The 16720-nt window shown below is 60.7% G+C and carries 17 protein-coding genes, 1 tRNA gene, 1 rRNA gene and 2 pseudogenes; 14 read left to right on the top strand and 7 right to left on the bottom strand.

All coding sequences use genetic code 11. The features are described 5' to 3' along the window. Window positions 1-174 precede the first annotated feature (174 nt). From rrf to BLW80_RS06640, 5 genes are all read left to right on the top strand, one after another. A 5S ribosomal RNA gene (gene rrf / locus BLW80_RS06660) occupies window positions 175-289 on the top strand. Between the two features lie 175 nt (window positions 290-464). Further along, on the top strand, window positions 465-1118 hold the full coding sequence (locus BLW80_RS06655) for a hypothetical protein (RefSeq protein ID WP_244527978.1): 654 nt from the start codon (window positions 465-467) through the stop codon (window positions 1116-1118). A 223-nt stretch (window positions 1119-1341) separates the two neighbouring features. Further along, window positions 1342-1950, top strand: coding sequence for a hypothetical protein (locus BLW80_RS06650; protein WP_093757382.1), 609 nt, complete (start codon window positions 1342-1344; stop codon window positions 1948-1950). 177 nt (window positions 1951-2127) lie between these two features. Next, complete coding sequence (locus BLW80_RS06645; RefSeq protein WP_068729147.1) at window positions 2128-2331, top strand: hypothetical protein; 204 nt, start codon at window positions 2128-2130, stop codon at window positions 2329-2331. Between the two features lie 105 nt (window positions 2332-2436). Beyond that, window positions 2437-2979, top strand: a complete 543-nt coding sequence (locus BLW80_RS06640) for a methylated-DNA--[protein]-cysteine S-methyltransferase (RefSeq protein ID WP_093757381.1) — start codon at window positions 2437-2439, stop codon at window positions 2977-2979. A 79-nt stretch (window positions 2980-3058) separates the two neighbouring features. Here BLW80_RS06640 and BLW80_RS06635 read toward each other — a convergent pair whose 3' ends face one another. The 3 genes from BLW80_RS06635 to BLW80_RS06625 form a co-directional block, all read right to left on the bottom strand. Beyond that, window positions 3059-3676 carry a glutathione S-transferase family protein gene (locus BLW80_RS06635; protein ID WP_093757265.1) on the bottom strand — a complete coding sequence of 206 codons (618 nt, stop codon included), beginning with the start codon at window positions 3674-3676 and terminating at the stop codon, window positions 3059-3061. A gap of 129 nt (window positions 3677-3805) precedes the next feature. Then, the gene (locus tag BLW80_RS06630) at window positions 3806-4648 is read right to left on the bottom strand and encodes a fumarylacetoacetate hydrolase family protein (protein ID WP_093757264.1); all 843 of its coding nucleotides are present in this window, start codon (window positions 4646-4648) and stop codon (window positions 3806-3808) included. Between the two features lie 89 nt (window positions 4649-4737). Continuing rightward, the gene (locus BLW80_RS06625; RefSeq protein WP_093757263.1) at window positions 4738-5589 is read right to left on the bottom strand and encodes an MBL fold metallo-hydrolase; all 852 of its coding nucleotides are present in this window, start codon (window positions 5587-5589) and stop codon (window positions 4738-4740) included. Between the two features lie 130 nt (window positions 5590-5719). Between BLW80_RS06625 and BLW80_RS06620 the strand changes: the two genes are divergently transcribed. Next, window positions 5720-6133 (top strand): DUF3775 domain-containing protein, encoded by a 414-nt coding sequence (locus BLW80_RS06620; protein WP_093757262.1) that lies wholly within the window; start codon window positions 5720-5722, stop codon window positions 6131-6133. 73 nt (window positions 6134-6206) lie between these two features. Here the strand turns inward: BLW80_RS06620 and BLW80_RS06615 are convergent, their stop codons facing one another. Beyond that, complete coding sequence (locus tag BLW80_RS06615) at window positions 6207-6989, bottom strand: SDR family oxidoreductase (protein ID WP_093757261.1); 783 nt, start codon at window positions 6987-6989, stop codon at window positions 6207-6209. A gap of 76 nt (window positions 6990-7065) precedes the next feature. After that, entirely contained in the window at window positions 7066-7581 is a 516-nt protein-coding gene (locus BLW80_RS06610; protein WP_093757260.1) for a CvpA family protein, read from the bottom strand. A gap of 111 nt (window positions 7582-7692) precedes the next feature. Between BLW80_RS06610 and BLW80_RS06605 the strand changes: the two genes are divergently transcribed. The 3 genes from BLW80_RS06605 (at window position 7693) to BLW80_RS06590 (ending at window position 10421) form a co-directional block, all read left to right on the top strand. Further along, window positions 7693-8454: an SDR family NAD(P)-dependent oxidoreductase gene (locus BLW80_RS06605; RefSeq protein WP_093757259.1), complete on the top strand. Its 762-nt coding sequence runs from the start codon at window positions 7693-7695 to the stop codon at window positions 8452-8454. A gap of 284 nt (window positions 8455-8738) precedes the next feature. Beyond that, window positions 8739-8815, top strand: a tRNA-Met gene (locus tag BLW80_RS06600). Between the two features lie 1189 nt (window positions 8816-10004). Continuing rightward, on the top strand, window positions 10005-10421 hold the full coding sequence (locus BLW80_RS06590; protein WP_093757380.1) for a MarR family winged helix-turn-helix transcriptional regulator: 417 nt from the start codon (window positions 10005-10007) through the stop codon (window positions 10419-10421). Between the two features lie 202 nt (window positions 10422-10623). On the opposite strand, the pseudogene BLW80_RS30705 reads toward BLW80_RS06590, so the two are convergent. Continuing rightward, window positions 10624-10818: pseudogene (locus BLW80_RS30705) on the bottom strand (NADP-dependent oxidoreductase); the annotation flags it as partial. Window positions 10819-10868: 50 nt separating this feature from the next. On the opposite strand from BLW80_RS30705, the gene BLW80_RS06580 reads away from it, so the two are divergent. Next, window positions 10869-11222 (top strand): amidase, encoded by a 354-nt coding sequence (locus BLW80_RS06580; RefSeq protein ID WP_210185303.1) that lies wholly within the window; start codon window positions 10869-10871, stop codon window positions 11220-11222. 105 nt (window positions 11223-11327) lie between these two features. On the opposite strand, the pseudogene BLW80_RS30700 reads toward BLW80_RS06580, so the two are convergent. After that, window positions 11328-11411, bottom strand: a pseudogene (locus BLW80_RS30700) (LysR family transcriptional regulator); the annotation flags it as partial. Window positions 11412-11632: 221 nt separating this feature from the next. On the opposite strand from BLW80_RS30700, the gene BLW80_RS06570 reads away from it, so the two are divergent. The 4 genes from BLW80_RS06570 to fba are packed head-to-tail and all read left to right on the top strand — an operon-like array spanning window position 11633 to window position 16716. Continuing rightward, entirely contained in the window at window positions 11633-12670 is a 1038-nt protein-coding gene (locus tag BLW80_RS06570) for a class 1 fructose-bisphosphatase (RefSeq protein ID WP_093757258.1), read from the top strand. Window positions 12671-12687: 17 nt separating this feature from the next. After that, window positions 12688-13563 (top strand): phosphoribulokinase, encoded by an 876-nt coding sequence (locus tag BLW80_RS06565; RefSeq protein WP_093757257.1) that lies wholly within the window; start codon window positions 12688-12690, stop codon window positions 13561-13563. A gap of 53 nt (window positions 13564-13616) precedes the next feature. Next, a complete protein-coding gene (tkt, locus tag BLW80_RS06560; RefSeq protein ID WP_349633089.1) occupies window positions 13617-15596 on the top strand; it encodes a transketolase in 1980 nt (659 codons plus the stop codon). Window positions 15597-15630: 34 nt separating this feature from the next. Then, on the top strand, window positions 15631-16716 hold the full coding sequence (gene fba / locus BLW80_RS06555) for a class II fructose-bisphosphate aldolase (protein WP_093757255.1): 1086 nt from the start codon (window positions 15631-15633) through the stop codon (window positions 16714-16716). Window positions 16717-16720 lie beyond the last annotated feature (4 nt).

The following is a 16720-nucleotide window of genomic DNA, read 5'->3' as shown; positions in this document are numbered from 1 at the left end:
TTACCGGTACTAATCGTTCGATTGGCTTGATTGCTCTCATTTTCAATGTCCAGACATCAGTCTGAATGAAAATGAGACTGCGCTCTGTAAATCAGAATGCGCAACTCAGGGACGCCCAAGCGCGTCCTACAGAAAGACCAAAACAGTTTGCTTCGTATCTTTGTCCTTCGCCGGCCTGGTGGTTCTAGCGAGGAGCTTCAACCCGATCCCATCCCGAACTCGGCCGTTAAACTCCTCAGCGCCAATGGTACTATGGCTTAAGCCCTGGGAGAGTAGGTCGCTGCCAGGCCTGCAAAGGACAAAGACTCCTCAACTACGATATCAAATCAAAAAACGCCGCTTCCTTCGGGAGGCGGCGTTTTTTGTTGTCTGCACCCGCAGGCCAATCAACGCAAACTCGTCATCTCGGATCATTGTAACCGCGTCTCCAACGCCGATGCTCATCCCAAGAGCCGGGAGAGCGCATGCGTGCGCAGCTCGGGGGCGATAGAGGCTTCTGCAGAATATTACCGTTGCCGCTGAACCTTTCTTTTCCAATGCGAGACTTAGTGAGGATTATCTACCGACAGGAACTCGGCATGCATTTCGTTTTTCGTCCCGTTGTCGCGCTGACCCTGGTTGGTGCGACTTTTTGTTTTGCGATACCGGCCAGCCAGATCGCCTTGGCGCAGGCATCGAAACTGGAAGCGTCCGCCGCCAAGCAGCTAGCTCTCAGTGAAAAGCAGGTGGTGGCGTTGCTCGCAGCGCAGAAAGATCTCGACGGCTTTGTCGCCACTCCCGGAACGAACGCAGCGGTCCTTGCCCAGATCGATGGTGTCGCCAAGAAGCATGGTTTTGCAAATTACGCCGAGTATACGATCCTGTTCGACAATATCGGTCTCGCAATGGCGGGCATCGATCCGAAGACGAAGACCTATGTGGGGCCGGTTGCCGTGATCAAGCAGAAGATCGCCACCGTTCAGGCGGACAAGAGCCTCTCAGCCGAAGACAGGAAGGAGGCGATCGACGATCTCAATGCCAAGATGGCGTCGCCGCCGCCAGCTGTTGAAAACAAGGGCAATATCGATCTCGCGATCAAGTATTACGACAAGCTCGCCGTCGCGCTGAAGGACGACTGATCGTCGGAATGGCGGCCTGCTTTGTTGGTCGTACATGCACCATAAGCGGGTAATGGGCGGAACATCGGCAACCGAGCTGCCGGGGGAAGGGACGACCGGCCGCTGCGATCATTCAGCCACGATTCAGCTGCAGCATTCCATCCTCTGCCAACCGGGCTCGTTGAACCGGTTTCGCTCCGCGATCGACTTTCCCTGGTCGCTCCAATTTGCCGAGGAGATCTTCATGCGTTCCATCCTTCGCCCCGTCATCGCCGCTCTGACCATCGCAGGCTTTGCAACGATTCCCGTCACTGGCGCTGCATATGCGCAGGCGCAGAAACAGCCCGCCGCAAAACAGACGCCGCCCACGCCGGCACCCACCGCAGCTCCCGCGCAAAATGCGCCGGCGCCAAAGCAGATTGCGCTGACTGACAAGCAGATCGAGCAGGTGCTGGCCGCGCAGAAGGATCTCGATGCGGTCACCGCCAAGCTGCCGCAGCAGGCACCTGACAAGCCGGATCCCAAAGTGGTCGCGCAGCTCGATGACGTCGCCAAGAAAAACGGCTTTGCGAACTACGGCGACTACAACGACGTCGTCGAAAACATCATGCTGGTGCTGGGCGGCTTCGATCCGCAGACCAAGAAATATGTCGGCCCCGAAGTGGTCTTCAAGCAGCAGATCGCGGCCGTGCAGGCCGATAAGAAAATGCCGGCCAAGGACAAGAAGGCCGCGCTCGCCGATCTCAACGCCGCGCTCAAATCGCCGCCGCCAGCAGTCGAGAACAAGGGCAATATCGATCTCGTCGGCAAATATTACGACAAGCTGGCCGCAGCGATGCAGAACGACGAGTAAGTCCGCCATTGCCATCGCACGGCTTGGACTTCTGAAGATCGGGGCCGCTATGCGGTCCCGATTGTCGTTAGAGGCCTGGCCAACGCTACGAAATAACGCCTTGGCGTGCTCCGAATTGTTGTCTAAGCCCTCGTTATTCCGGCTTTCACGAGCCTTTCATTGACGCGGGAGACCGACATGTCGAATCCGAAAGAAGTTCCCGCCCTCCCGCTGAAGGGCTACAGCCTGTTGGACTTCCAGCCTGATCCGACCGTGGTCGGCATCTCCTTCGACACCGAGGCGGGTGTGTTCATGTTCGTGGCCACCAAGGAAATCCTCGACATGCTCGGCCAGGCTTTCATCCACAAGGCCGCCTCAATGCCGTCACGTGAGCAGAGCTGAGACAAAGCTGTTTGCCACTCCGGAATCGGGTGGCGAATGGCTGAAGATCGTCGCAAACTCCGGACCTCACCACATCGGATGCTGATGCGATCGATGGAGGCTCATATGACCGACGTTCAGTTCACTCTCTTCGACACCGCCATCGGCCGTTGCGGCATCGCATGGGCCGATCGCGGCATCGTTGCCGTGCAATTGCCGCAGCCGGACGAAAAACAGACCCGTGTGCGCATCAAGCAGCGCCATGCGGAGGTCGTCGAAGCCGCGCCGCCGCCGGCGGTACAGGCAGCCATCGACGGTATCGTAGAACTGATGACCGGCAAGCCGGTCGATCTTCTCGATATCGATCTCGATCTCACCGACGTCCCCGAATTCAATCGCAACGTCTATGCGATTGCCCGCCAGATCCCGCCGGGCGCCACGCTGACTTATGGCGATATCGCCAAGAAGCTCGGCGGTGTCGAACTGTCACGCAATGTCGGGCAGGCGATGGGGCAGAATCCGTGTCCGGTGATCGTGCCGTGTCACCGGGTGCTGGCTGCCGGCGGCAAGCCAGGCGGATTTTCGGCCAACGGCGGCGTCGAGACGAAGCTCAAGATGCTCGCCATCGAGGGCGCGTATGTGAATCACACGCCCTCGCTGTTCGATTAGACCTGCCGCAAGATTGCCGCAGGCCTGACGCAGGATTTTCGCAAGCTGACGTGAAATTGCGTCAGGCCGCTTTTCGATCCTAACCCTTTGGCGGAACGGAGATCTTGACCGATTCCCGCTGCAGCATCTTGTTGTGAAAGGCGTCGAGTTTTGGAAACGCCTTGTGCCATCCGCAATCTGGGAAGCGGAAATCGGCATAACCGAGCACGCAGACGAGCGCGATCTGCGCCGCATCCATCGGGCGCGTCAGGATGTCCGGATGATTTTCGAAGCGCGTGAGGCCCTCCCATGCACGATCCCACTGATCGTCATACCAGGCCTGCCACAGAAACTCTTTGGGGCGCACGCCGACCTCGTAGCGGCACAGCAGCATCGCATCCGTCATGCCCTGCAGCATCGAATGCTCGCTCTTCACCTTCCAGCGCGCCGGACCCGAGGCCGGGACCAGCTTGTTGCCGCCGGCGAGCTCGTCGAGATATTCGGTGATGACATATGAATCCACGATGACATTGCCGTCATCGAGGATCAGCGCCGGCAATTTCCTGACCGGGCTGATGTCATGCGAATAGGTCTCATTCTTCTGCGTCGGTGCGACCGAGGCGGGCGTGAGTTCGATCTTGTCGATCAGGCCGAGTTCGATCGCGGCAATGCGAACCTTGCGTGCGAAGGGCGAGCCCGGAGAAAAAGTCAGCTTCATTTTTGGTCCTTTACTCAGTTCTATTGGTCGTCATTGCGAGCGCAGCGAAGCAATCCAGTCCTTGCTTTGTGGCCTTCTGGATTGCTTCGTCGCTTTCGCTCCTCGCAATGACGAGGAGAGTGATGCGCCTTAAGCCGCAACCACTTTCTGTTTCTGCTCGCCGAGCTTCTCGATGCCGAGCGTCATGACGTCGCCGACTTCGAGGAATTTCGGCGGCTTCATGCCGAGGCCGACGCCGGGTGGCGTGCCTGTGGTGATGATGTCGCCGGGCATCAGCGTCATCATGCCGGACAGATACGAGACGATCTGCGGCACATTGAAGATCATGGTCGCAGTCGAACCCGTCTGGCAGCGCTTGCCGTTGACGTCGAGATACATGCTGAGCTTGTGCACGTCGCCGACTTCGTCTGGCGTCACCAGCCACGGGCCGAGCGGGCCAAACGTGTCATGCGACTTGCCCTTGGTCCACTGGCCGCCGCGCTCGATCTGGAAGAAGCGTTCCGAGACGTCGTTGCAGACGCTGTAGCCGGCGACATATTTCAGCGCATCGGCTTCGGTCACATATTTGGCTTTGGTGCCGATGACGATGGCGAGTTCGACTTCCCAGTCGAGCTTGGTCGAGCCGCGGGGCTTTTCCACATCGTCATTGGGGCCGCACAGGCTGTTCAGCGCCTTCATGAAGACGATCGGCTCCGACGGAATCGGCATGCCGGATTCGGCGGCGTGGTCGGCATAGTTCAGGCCAATGGCGATGAATTTCGGCTTGCCGCCAACGGGCGAGCCAATGCGCGGCGAGCCGCTTACGGCAGGCAGCGACGCCGGGTCGAGCGCAGCGAGCTTGACAAGATTGGCAGGTGCGAACGCATCGTCAGCCAGATCCTTCACCTGGCCGGAGAGGTCGCGCAGCTTGCCGTCCTTGTCGATCAGTCCCGGCTTTTCGCTGCCGAACGCGCCGTATCTTACGAGCTTCATTGTCGTCTCCCTTGGGGCTTGCCTGAAAGGTTGTGGAACAGGGCGCGGGGAAATTCAACCGCGCGACAGAAAGGTCAGAGCCGCAAAAATCAGTGCTGCAGCGCGGCAAATCTGAAAGCATCGCCCTCGCGCATGATGTGGCCGGCACCGAAGTGACCGCCGATCACCAGTGTCGGCGTATCCGCAAAACGCGAGAACAATGCGCGCCGCGATACGGCGGCTTGCAGGGGATCGGCATCCGCCGTGGACGACCAGTCGAGATGCGCCATCTGCACCGGATGATGTGCGGCGTCGCCGGTCAGCAGCGCTTCCTCACCTGCGGATTTGATATGCACGCTCATATGGCCGGGGCTGTGGCCCGGTGTCGGGATCAGCGTGACCTCGTCCGAGAGTTGCGCATCGCTGGCAACGAGATCCATCAGCCCGGCATCGGTGATCGGCTTTACGGAATCGTTGAACACGGCGAGATGCGACGCCGTATCGCTATACGCCGCCCAGTAGTTGTATTCGTGCTGCCCGAACACATAGCGTGCATTCGGGAATGTCGGCGTCCATTGGCCAGCGACCAGTTTTGTATTCCAGCCGACATGATCGACATGCAGATGGGTGCACAGCACCGTGTCGATGCTGTCAGGTGCGAAGCCGGCTGCTGTCATGTTCTCGAGGAACGACGTGTGCAGGTCATTCCACGTCGGAACTGAACGGCCCTGCTTATTGTTGCCGAGACACGTATCGATGACGATGCGCTGCGTCGGTGTTTCCACGACCAGCGCATGGATCGACATTTTCAGCCGGCCTTCAGGAGTTGCAAATTCCGGCATCAGCCACGGCAGCGCATGGACCTCATCGGGGCCGACCTGCGGGAGAATGAAGCGTGTGCTGCCAATCGTCTCGCCTTCGATGATCTGCGTGATCCTGACCTTGCCGACCGTCCATTGCATCAGGCGTTCACCCCATTGTTCTTTTTAGGGCTGGAAAGATGCGGGTTTCCGGCGTGGCGCGCAATGGATCATCTCGCGGGGCTGCGCGTTGTCAGAGTGGAACACCGGGCCCTGCAGCGAGGAGCGTGCGATGCCAGAACTAGCGATTTCATCCGAGAAAGTGGGCTTTCTGATCGAGAAGGCGCGGCAGTTCGATGCCAAGGATATCGCCTCCGACACCGATTCCGGCTCCAACGGCGCCGATGACGATATGATCGATGTGCTTGAGGACAATGGCGAGGATCCCGTGGCGCGGGAAATCGCGGGCTTCATCAGCGCGCTCACCGAGGACGAGCAGATCGACCTCGTCGCCCTGATGCGGCTGGGCCGCGGTGACGCCACCATCGAGGAATGGAGCGACTTGCGCCGCGAAGCCGCAGAAGGCCGCAACGGGCGCACCGCGCGCTATCTGCTCGGCGAGCCTTTGCTCGGCGATCTCCTCGCGGAAGGCCTGGAAGAATTCGGCGTCGATTGGTCCAGCGAACGCACCACACCCGTCCACTGATTGCGCAACCCAAAAACTAAAGGCGATTGGCCGTGCAGCCGATCGCCTTTTTGCGTCTTGAGATGTCGTCGAGTTACATCGTGCCGGGGAAAGCGCCGCCGTCGAGAACGATGTTCTGGCCGGTGATGAAGCCGGATTTCGAACTGCACAGCCATGCACATGCCTGACCGAATTCATCGGCTTCACCGAAGCGACCCGACGGATTTTCGGCCGCGCGCTTGGTCAGGATCTCATCGACCGAAAGACCTGTCGCCTTGACCTGGCCGGCGGCAACGCCCTTCAGGCGGTCGGTGTTGAATGGGCCGGGCAGCAGGCCGTTGATGGTGACATTCGCACGCACGGTCTTGCGCGACAGGCCGGCGATGAAGCCGGTCAGGCCGCTGCGCGCGCCGTTCGACAGGCCGAGCACATCGATCGGCGCCTTCACGGCGGCCGAGGTGATGTTGACGATGCGGCCGAACTTGCGCTCCATCATGCCGTCCACCGTCGCCTTGATCAGCTCGATCGGGGTCAGCATGTTGGCATCGATGGCCTTGAGCCAGTCGTCGCGGGTCCAGTTGCGGAAATCGCCGGGCGGCGGGCCGCCGGCATTGTTGATGAGGATGTCGATCTGGCCGGCTGCCTTCAGCGCAGCTTCGCGGCCTTCGACCGTGGTGATGTCACCGACGACTTCGGTGACCTCGACGCCCGGATAGGCCTTGCGGATATCGGCAGCGGCTGCCGCCAGCACGTCGCCGCCGCGTGCAGTCATCGTGACATGCACGCCTTCTGCGGCCAGCGCTTCGGCGCAGCCACGGCCGAGGCCCTTGCTGGATGCGCAGACAAGCGCGCGGCGGCCTTTGATTCCAAGATCCACGATGTCACTCCTGAAGTTCGATAATCCGAGGGCCGCGTTATAGCGGTTCCGGCGGGGTCTGATAAGGGCGCTCCCGTCAGAGCCGATGCGCGCGTTTCCATTGCTCGATGGTGGCGGTCACGTCCGGCGGCAGCGATTTGACGCCCTTCTGCCCGGCCAGCGACAGCAGGGGCCGCAGCTGTGAGCCGGTCATATAGGCCGGCTGCCTGTCGGCCGGCACCAACTGGTCGAAGATCAGCACTAGCGTCACCGCGATCAGGCCGACGCGAATGGCGCCGAGCAAAGCGCCGCCGAGCCTGTCGCCGATGCCGATCTCGTGGCCGATCATGTCGTTGATCGCCATGCGCAGCAGCGAGCCGAGCACGATGCCCGACATCAGGAAGATCGCGAAGAACAGCAACGAGTTCTGCGTGGTCGGGGCGCTTGCGCTACCGGACAGTTGCGGAGCGATCAGCCCGGTGATCCAGACAGCCATCGGCATGGCGATCAGATAGCCCAGGATGGTGACCGCACTGCGCAACAATCCGGCGCGAAAGCCGATGACCATGGCGACGATCAGGCCGACATAAACGACGACATCGAAACTGTTCATCGCGGCTTCGTCCCCATGCGGCAATTCCGCGTCAAAGAAATCGGCGGAGCGCGGCGGTTTGCGATCGCGGCAAGGCCGGGTATCACTAGGGCAAAATCAAAGGGAAATGCCATGTCCGGGATATTCGACGTCAGTAAAGAAACCATCCTCATCACCGGAGCCTCGCAGGGCCTCGGCCGGCAATTTGCGCGCGTGCTGTCCGCGCATGGTGCAGCTGTGGTGCTCGCAGCGCGGCAGATGGGCAAGCTAGAGAGCCTGCAGAAGGAAATCACGGACAAGGGGGGCCGCGCTGTCGCGGTGTCGATGGATGTCACCGACAATGCCTCGATCGCAAACGCGTTCGATGCCGCTGAAGCTGCGCTCGGGCCGGTCAGCGTGCTGATCAACAATGCTGGCATCGCGGTGGAGAAGATGGCCATCGATCAGACTGAGGCGGATTGGGACGCGGTCATCGGGGCCAATCTCAAGGGCGCCTATTTCGCGGCGACCGAAGCCGCGCGCCGCATGATCGCGCATAAAGTGGAGGGCAATATCGTCAATATCGCTTCGGTCCTCGGATTCGGGCTGACCAAGGCGGTGTCGCCTTATGCAATCTCGAAAGCCGGCATCGTGCAGGCGACCAGGGCACTGGCGCTGGAACTCGCTGCGCACCGCATTCGCGTCAATGCGCTGGCGCCGGGCTATATCGATACCGACATCAACCATGCCGCCTGGGACACGCCCGTGGGCGAGAAGCTGATCAAGCGCATCGCGCAGCGCCGGGTCGGTCATGAGAGCGATCTCGACGGTGCCATTCTGCTGCTGGCTTCGCAGGCCTCGCGTTACATGACCGGCAGCACCGTGACCGTCGATGGCGGCTTTTTGCTGAATTAGGCCGCCAAAGGGCGTCCAGGTGGCCTGAAAAGCAAGTTTCGGCGGTTGCAATTCGTGCCGCGCCGGGTTGTGCCGAAACAGGGCAGACAGGCGTTTTCCCGGACCGTCATAAAAGCGCAAAAAGATCGCCGCTGCCCCTTTCCAAAGCAGGCAGGCATTGGTACATACCCCTCGCACCGAGGGCTTTGCCCCGGTTGTCTTCTCAGGAAGCCTCCGGACTGGGATCGATCGACGCCTTGGCGTTGGCCGACTTCGTTTCGTCTCTGGTTTTCCGAAAGGTTTGGCGCGGGGTGGAGCAGCCCGGTAGCTCGTCAGGCTCATAACCTGAAGGTCATAGGTTCAAATCCTATCCCCGCAACCAAACATTCACCCGCTATTCCAATAGGATAGCGGGTTTTTTGTTGCCTTGAATTCCTTTGGATCATTCGGCAAATCGTCACCGCGTCGTCACAGTGAAAAAGTGTTGCGCTGAGATGATGGACCCCATCCGATATCGTTAGATGTCGCATTACGGCGATTTCGCTCTGACGTGTTTTCACCGCCTGCCTGAGTTCATCGTCGATAATCCTGAATTCTGGAACCTCAACGACAATCCACTCTGATTCCGCGTTCCTGCGATACCCGCCGCCCGATGCTCGGGTCTTTGACGTAGCGCTGTCTGTTCCACACCAGCCCGCCGACATACAACTCATTGTTGATGAGGCCAGTGCCGCGCTTTACGTGTCCGCGGATCGTCGTGCCATTCCAGACGCGAATTCCTTGAAAATGCGTAGCGCCACAATTGCCTGTGCTTCATCGATCTCGCGATCGCCGCGGATCGGCTCGCCACGTTCGTCCAGCTTTTGACGACGCGATAGCCGTAGCAGAGTCCACCGCCGGACTTCCCGTCTTCGACGCGGCCACGCAGGCCTCTATGTCGTCCACCGCTCCACGACTGGTGCGTATCGCTCAAATTCCAAAGCATGCCTTGCCAACAGACCCAGGTTCAGGATTTCTAAGCGCCCGTGCAATCACCGGGTCAAATCGTTCATAGTGACATTGAAGATACTGCTCGCTCCATGCTGTCTTGATGTTGTTCAGCCTGCGCTGCCAGCGGATAGGGCTTGGCAAATAGAGTGCAAGCCGCAACAAGACAATGAGTGCGAAGTTTTCCTGCGCTAGTATGACGGCTGATAGCTGCCACTCGTTCCTGAGCAACGGAGCTGCGGGGCAATCTTGTGAAAGGCTCCAAGCTAAGGGTGGGCTCCAATCGATGGTCGGCCTAGTTTAGGGGAGCCATCTATAGCTATCGAAGAAAAGCGCCGGCATTTGGTTGATGCTGGCGCCTTGAGGGAATCTCGATCTGCCCAAGGTGGGGAAGAGGCTTACGTTAGCCTTCGATGCCCCCAGTCTTGAAAGCCGAACAGGTCAGAATCCAGGGGTATGAATAAATCGGCTCAGAGGATTCGATGAGAAGCAAATCTTCCAAAAATCTGACAGGGCATGGTCGAAAGAGAGTGGGGTCAGACGAGATTCTCCCGGTGACAGAAAGCATAGGCTATCAGATTCGAATGACCCATCGGGTTCTACAGAGATATCTGCAGACAAAGATCGAGCCACACGGGGTCACCTTGGGCATGTGGTATTACTTGCGGACGCTCTGGGAAGAAGATGGGTTGACCCAGCGGGAACTCTCGCTGCGCATCGAAACCATGGAGCCAAGCACACTAGCCGCGATCCAAGTGATGGAGCGTAAGGGGTTAGTACGGCGAGTCCGTAGCCTAGAAGACCGGCGCAAATTGCATGTGTTCTTGACGCCCAAGGGAAAGGCTCTCAAGACCAAATTGCTTCCTCTCGCTAGGCAGGTAGCTGAGGATGCGACGGTTGCACTCAGCCCGTCAGCAATTAAGGCTCTGTTTCACGCTGTTGCGGAAATCCGAAAACAGGTCAAGTTCAAGCTGACCGAAGCTGAGCTCGACAAGAGCTAATATACGGCCGCTGCTGCCAAGCGATCGAATACAGCGGGAGACCTCGGTGAGAAGATCGAGTCTCTCGGACTTGCTACGTCAACAGATCGTTCGAGCAAGGACGGATGTGCGTCGGCGGTCTTTCGGGTTGAAATCCTGAGGATCTGCATGTCAACGATCGATCGCCACATCGTAACCGAACAGCTCACGGCACTGGGGTGATCTTTGCCGACCCGCCGGCAATCCCGATAGTCCGGCAACCGGAGATTTTCGCGATCTGACCGACCGCCGAGCCCACCGCGCCGGCCGCGGTCGATACGACTACAGTATCACCGGGACGCGGACATCCGACGTCCAGCAGTCCGAAATAGGCGGTCACCCCGTTGAGGCCGGTAACACCCAGCGACAGCGAAAGCGGAAGGTCGTCTCTCTAACCCTTCGCGTGCAGCATCGATGAGGTGATCGCGGATGGCCGAGCCGACACGCCCGCCCGATCTATCCGACTTCATCGCCGCCAGAAAATCCTATTTGCGGATTTTCGCGGATGTGTTCATGCGCGAACGCCTGGATGCCGTCATCTTCCCGCAGATGCGCACCGCGCTTGCTCCGCTGCATGGCGGAGACATCATCCACGAGACCGCGGTCTGCGAAATCAACATTGCGGGCTTTCCCGAAGTGACGGTACCGGCTGGTTATTACGTATCCGGCGCGCCGTTCTGCCTGATCGTCGTGGGGCACCAATGGGCCGAGGTCGAATTGCTGGCTTATGCCTATGCTTATAAGCAATCCAGCCGACACCGACGCGCGCCGAAGCTCGATTGAACCACAGGTAATCCTGCAGTCTGCACACAACACGCAGGCTGGACCGAAAGCGTCCCGGGGCTGTTCGTTCGGGACGCAGGGGGCAGTCCGCTGCCTGAATCAGTGGCCCGCCAGTGTCTGCAGATTGCGAATCTGCAGCGTGACCGCGGGCTGTGTCAGATGCAGGTTTTTGGCCGCAGCCGGGACCGAGCGATCGCGGTGAACGGTGGCCAGTGGGCAACTGGCGACGGATCAATTCCCGCAGAAACCGGCTCACCAGCCTCGCAACCTCTATAAGGAAAACTTTGCTCCGGCCAAAGATAAGAATATTTTACTAATTCTGCAAACTGGGATGTTGTTGGTGCGCAGACGGCCGAACGGCACGACGCTTTGAAAATGGCCCCGCAGAGGGCAGCGATGAGGGAACGGCTATGGATGAACGCGTGACATTGCGTTCGCATCTCGATCGCGCGGGGGCGAAGACGCCGAACCGGCTTGCGATCGCCGCCGTGATCGAGGGAATCGCCGCCGCGTCCATCGACCTTGCCGACCTCATTGCCGACGGCCCGCTGGCCGGCATTACCGGTCGTCTCAGCGGCGTGAATTCCGACGGCGACGTGCAGAAGGACATCGATCTTGTTGCGGACAGGATGATGCGCCGCGCGCTGCTCGTGACCCCCGTCGCCGCCATTCTGTCGGAAGAGGCGGAATTGCCCGAAATCCTCGATGTCGGCGCGCCGCTCTGTGTCGCGATCGATCCGCTGGATGGCTCCGCCAATCTTGAGAACAACATCTCGGTCGGCACCATCTTCTCGATCCGTCCGCGCGGCAACGATGTGGTTTCCACCTTCTTCGAGCCCGGCACAGCCCAATGCGCCGCGGGCTTCGTGGTCTACGGTCCCCAGACCACGTTGGTGCTGGCGCACAACGGGCGCGTCGACATCTTCATTCTCGACCGCCGCGCGCGTGAATTCCTGCTTGTCGCACAAGGCGTCAGGATTGCGCCCAATACGCCGGAATTCGCCATCAACGCGTCGAACCGGCGGCACTGGCACGGTCCGGTGCGGACCTATATCGACGAATGCCTGGCCGGCATTGGTGGCGACGGCGGTGCCGATTTCAACATGCGCTGGATCGGCTCGCTGGTCGCCGAGTCACTTCGCATTCTCGTCCGCGGCGGCGTCTTCCTCTATCCGGCCGACGCGCGCCCCGGATACCGCGAAGGGCGCCTACGCCTTTTATACGAAGCGCACCCGATGGCGTTGGTCATGGAGTGGGCCGGAGGCTCCGCAACCACCGGCCGTCGCCGCATCCTCGAAGTTTCGGCGCGAACGCCGCACCAGCGCGTGCCGCTGATCATGGGCTCGATGCGCGGCGTTCGCGACGTTGCCGCCATTCACGAAGGAATCGAGCCGATGTTCGACAATAGCGACGCGCCGCTGTTTGCGCGGCGCGGCCTGTTTCGCTGAGCCGGGGGCAGAGCAAAATGTCGCGCAGCTATCCCATCATATCGATCACGGGTTCGTCGGGCGCCGGCACCACGTCGGTGAAAAAGACGTTCGAGAACATTTTCCGTCGCGAGAAAGTCGCCGCCGCCTATATCGAGGGCGATGCGTTTCATCGCTACAACCGCGTCGAGATGCGCACGAAGATGCTGGAGGAAGGCGAGAAGGGCAACAAGCACTTCAGCCACTTCAGCCCGGAAACCAACCTGTTCGAGGAGCTGGAGAAAGTCTTCCGCGACTACGGCGAGTCCGGCACCGGCACCGCCCGTCATTATGTGCACGACGAGGACGAAGCCAAATTATACGGGGCGGCACCGGGGACCTTTACCGAATGGGGCCCGCTGCCGGACAAGTCCGACCTGCTATTTTACGAAGGCCTGCATGGCGCTGTGGTGACCGACAAGGTCAATATCGCCCAGCATGCTGACCTCAAGGTCGGCGTCGTTCCTGTCATCAATCTGGAGTGGATCCAGAAGCTGCATCGCGACCGCAAGGATCGCGGTTACACGCAGGAAGCCGTCACCGACACCATCCTGCGACGGATGCCGGACTATGTGAACTACATCTGCCCGCAATTCGCCGAGACCGACATCAACTTCCAGCGTGTGCCGACGGTCGACACCTCGAACCCTTTCATCGCGCGGTGGATTCCGACGCCGGATGAATCGATGGTGGTGATCCGGTTGAAGAATCCGCGCGGCATCGATTTCCCCTATCTGCTGTCGATGATCCCCAACAGCTTCATGTCGCGCGCCAACTCGATCGTGATCCACGGCTCGAAGCTGGATCTGGCGATGCAGCTCATCCTCACCCCGCTGATCCTGCAACTGATGGAACGCAAAAGGCGCACGGTATGAATATTCAGAGTCCCGCTCCCCAGATGGACCAAGCAACCGTTCCGCACGCGGATATGGCGAATGCGATTCGCTTTCTCGCGATCGATGCGGTGGAAAAGGCGAAGTCGGGCCATCCCGGCATGCCGATGGGTATGGCCGATGCGGCGACGGTGCTGTTCTCGCGCTTCCTCAAATTCGATGCCGCCGATCCGTCCTGGCCAGACCGCGACCGCTTCATCTTGTCCGCCGGCCACGGCTCGATGCTGCTCTACGCGCTGCTGCATCTGACCGGATCGGCGGAGGTGACGCTCGATCAGTTACAGTCTTTCCGGCAATGGGGCTCGAAGACACCCGGTCATCCCGAATACGGCCACACCGCGGGCGTCGAGACGACCACCGGCCCGCTCGGCCAGGGTTTAGCCACGGCAGTCGGCATGGCCTTGGCCGAACGCCTGATGAATGCGCGTTTCGGCGACGGTCTCGTCGATCACTACACTTACGTGATCGCCGGCGACGGCTGCTTGATGGAGGGGCTCAGCCACGAGGCGATCTCGCTGGCGGGACATCTGCGGCTCAATCGTCTGATCGTGCTGTTCGACGATAACCAGATCTCGATCGACGGCGCGACCTCGCTGTCGTGTTCGGACGATCAGCTTGCGCGCTTCGCTGCATCGGGATGGTCGGCCAGCCGCGTCAACGGCCATGATGCCGAGGCCGTTGCCGCGGCCATTGCACGGGCGCGCGACAACGACCGCCCGTCGCTGATCGCGTGCCGCACGGTGATCGGCTTCGGCGCGCCAAATCGGCAAGGCAGTGAGAAGGCGCATGGCGCGCCACTGGGCGCGGACGAGATCGCGAAGACGCGCGACGCGCTGCACTGGCCGCACGCACCGTTCCACGTTCCCGATGCGGTGGCGCGACAATGGCGCGCGGTCGGCGCGCGCGGACAGACGGCGCATGCGGAATGGGCGGGGCGCGTTTCGCGTCTCGACGGCGCTGTGCGGGACTACTTTCAGGCTGCGCTGAAAGGCGAGCTGTCCGGCAGATACGACCAGGCGCTGGCCAAGACTCGCGCCCGTTTCCTGCAGGAGCGGCCGAAGATCGCCACCCGGCAGGCCTCGCAACTCGTCATCGACGTCATTGCCGATGCCCTGCCGAATCTGCTCGGCGGATCGGCTGACCTCACCCATTCGAACCTCACTCGCGCCAGGATGCAGGCGCCGATCCAGCACGATGCCTTCGACGGCAGCTACGTTCATTACGGCGTGCGCGAGCACGCCATGGCGGCAGCGATGAACGGCGTCGCTTTGCATGGGGGCCTCATTCCCTATGGCGGCACCTTCCTGTGCTTTGCCGATTACAGCCGCCCCGCGATCCGGCTGGCCGCGTTGATGGGCATCCGCGTCATTCACGTGATGACGCATGACTCGATCGGGCTTGGCGAGGACGGCCCGACCCATCAGCCGGTCGAGCACCTGGCTTCTCTGCGCGCGATTCCGAATCTGCAGGTGTTCCGTCCCGGCGACGCCGTCGAAACCGCTGAGGCCTGGGATTGCGCGTTGCGGACACCGCATGCGCCGTCGGTGCTCTGCCTGTCGCGCCAGGCGCTGCCTGTGTTCCGCGATGGCATCGATTCCACCAATCGGGTCGGGCGCGGTGCCTATGTCGTCATCGAGCCGGAAGGTGGCCGCGATGTCACCCTGATCGCAACTGGCTCCGAAGTGTCGATCGCGATTGCTGCGGCCAGGCTACTGGCCGATGACGGCATTCGCGCCGCTGTGGTCTCGGCGCCGTGTTTCGATTTGTTCCGGCAACAATCCGGCGAGTATCGGGCCGCAATTCTCGGCAGTGCTCCGCGCGTCGGTGTCGAGGCCGCAGTCGAGGGCGATTGGGCGCGCTGGCTCGGCGATGGCGGCGAGTTCGTCGGCATGACCGGATTCGGGGCCTCGGCGCCTGCGGATGATCTGTATCGCGAATTCGGTATCACCGCCGCGGCGGTCGCAACGGCGGCGATGCGCTGCATTGCCCGCTCGCGCATCGCTGCCGCCGAATGAGTTGTTCGGGACAAGACAACGAAATGGAGGACCTATGGCACGCATTACACTGAGGCAACTGCTCGATCACGCTGCCGAACATGGCTACGGCGTGCCGGCCTTCAACATCAACAACATGGAGCAGGGTCTGGCGATCATGGAGGCCGCCGCCGAGGTCGATGCGCCGGTCATCATCCAGGCCTCGCGCGGCGCGCGCTCCTACGCCAACGACTTCATGCTGGCGAGGATGATCGATGCGCTGGAAGAGATGCATCCGCAGATCCCGCTGTGCCTGCACCAGGACCACGGCAACGAAGAGTCCACCTGCGCCACCGCGCTACAGCACGGCTTTACCTCGGTCATGATGGACGGCTCGCTGAAGGCCGACGCCAAGACTGCTGCTGACTACGATTACAATATCGACATCACGCGTCGCGTGGTCGATATCGCACACTGGATCGGCGCCTCTGTCGAAGGCGAACTCGGCGTACTCGGTTCATTGGAGCATGGCGGCGGCGAGCAGGAGGACGGCCACGGTGTCGAGGGCAAGGTCAGCCACGACCAGTTGCTCACCGATCCGGATCAAGCGGTCGATTTCGTCCGTGCCACGAAGGTTGACGCGCTGGCGATCGCGATGGGGACTTCGCACGGTGCCTACAAGTTCTCGCGCAAGCCGGACGGCGATATTCTCGCCATGACGGTCGTCGAAGAAATTCACCGCCGGCTGCCGAATACGCATCTGGTGATGCACGGCTCGTCATCGGTGCCGCAGCCGCTGCAGGACATCTTCAATCAATTTGGTGGCGAGATGCCGCAGACCTGGGGCGTGCCGGTCGAGGAAATTGTGCGCGGCATCAAACACGGCGTCCGCAAGGTCAATATCGACACCGACTGCCGCCTCGCAATGACCTCCGCCTTCCGGAAGGTTGCCGCGCAAACCAGAAGCGAATTCGATCCGCGAAAATTTCTGAAACCGGCGATGGACGCGATGCGCGACCTCTGCCGCGAACGCTTCGAACAATTCGGCACCGCGGGTCACGCCGCACAGATCAAGGTGATTCCGCTGGCCGAAATGGCGAAGCGTTATCGCAGTGGCGCGCTCGACCCGAAGATCGGCAACATCGCGCAAGCTGCCGAGTGAACAG

The organism is Tardiphaga sp. OK245 (genome assembly GCF_900108575.1).
In the GTDB taxonomy this organism is placed as follows: domain Bacteria; phylum Pseudomonadota; class Alphaproteobacteria; order Rhizobiales; family Xanthobacteraceae; genus Tardiphaga; species Tardiphaga robiniae.
The sequence above is the reverse complement of the archived record's forward strand: the minus strand, read 5'-3'. Positions and strand labels throughout refer to the sequence as shown.